This window comes from Rhizobacter sp. P1_G5 (genome assembly GCF_056405435.1).
Genome location: NZ_JBFUCB010001088.1, coordinates 1 through 938, shown reverse-complemented (window position 1 = coordinate 938; position 938 = coordinate 1). Strand labels below are relative to the sequence as shown.

Below are 938 nucleotides of genomic sequence, written 5' to 3'. Positions count from 1 at the left end.
CCTGCGTCAGCACCGGGTCGCCGTGGCGCGGCGGCGTGCCGCGGGCGTGCAGCCGGCTGCCGATGTCTTCCAGCCGCTCCATCTGCGTCTGCAGCCGCTGGCGCACCTGCTGGCGCAGCTGCGTCAGCTCGGCCAGCCGCAGCAGGTTGATGTCGCCGCGGTCGATCAGCGGGCCGATGCGGGCCTTCAGCGGGCCCTGGCCGTCGATCTCGCCGGAGCGCTGGCGGATCTCGCTGATCAGCCCGCGCGCGATCGTCGCGCTGGCGTCCAGGCTCTCGGGCGTGCGCGACTCGGCCAGGTCGGGCGCGGTGGCGGCCAGGCGCGTCGTGCGCTCGGCGAGTTCGAGCGCTTRCGCGATCTGCGGCAGCACCTCGTCTTCGTAGGCCGAGAGCTCGCGCTGCGTGCGCTGCATGCCGAGCCAGCCGACGATGGCCAGCGCGATCGCGGCGACCAGCAGGATCACGAAGGCGGCCATCAGCCGGGTGCGGACCCGCTGGGCGCGGGGTCCGACGCTGGGTGTCGCTTCAGGTGGTGCGCTCATGCCCGTGGGTCACAGGCGCAGCGAAGACGTAACCCAGCCCGCGCTCGGTGCAGATGTAGCGCGGGTGCTTCGGGTTCGGCTCGATCTTGCGGCGCACGCGCAGGATCAGCACGTCGACACTGCGGTCGAACACCTCGGTCTCCAGGCTGCGCGTGTGCTCCAGCAGCTGGTCGCGCGTCCACACCTTGCCCGGCTGGCTGACGAAAGCCTCGAGCAGCCGGAACTCGGCCGGCGTCAGCGCGCAGGCGCTGCCATCGGCGGCGCGCAGCTCGCGCTCGCGCAGGTCGAGCGTCCAGTCGCCGAAATGCAGCTGGGCCGCGGGTTCGGTGGGGGCCGCTGCGGCCGCGGCGGGTTGCGTGCGGCGCAGCACCGCACGCACATGGGCCAGCAGTTCGCG

At 73.2% G+C, this 938-nt stretch carries 2 protein-coding genes; both read right to left on the bottom strand.

The features are described from left to right. The coding region (locus AC1D12_RS34200; protein ID WP_477845507.1) for a hypothetical protein at positions 1-541 on the bottom strand (541 nt) is incomplete at its 3' end. Further along, positions 525-938, bottom strand: a 414-nt coding sequence (locus tag AC1D12_RS34195; RefSeq protein ID WP_477845506.1) for a winged helix-turn-helix domain-containing protein, incomplete at its 5' end; no start/stop codon positions are given. The genes AC1D12_RS34200 and AC1D12_RS34195, both read right to left, overlap by 17 nt.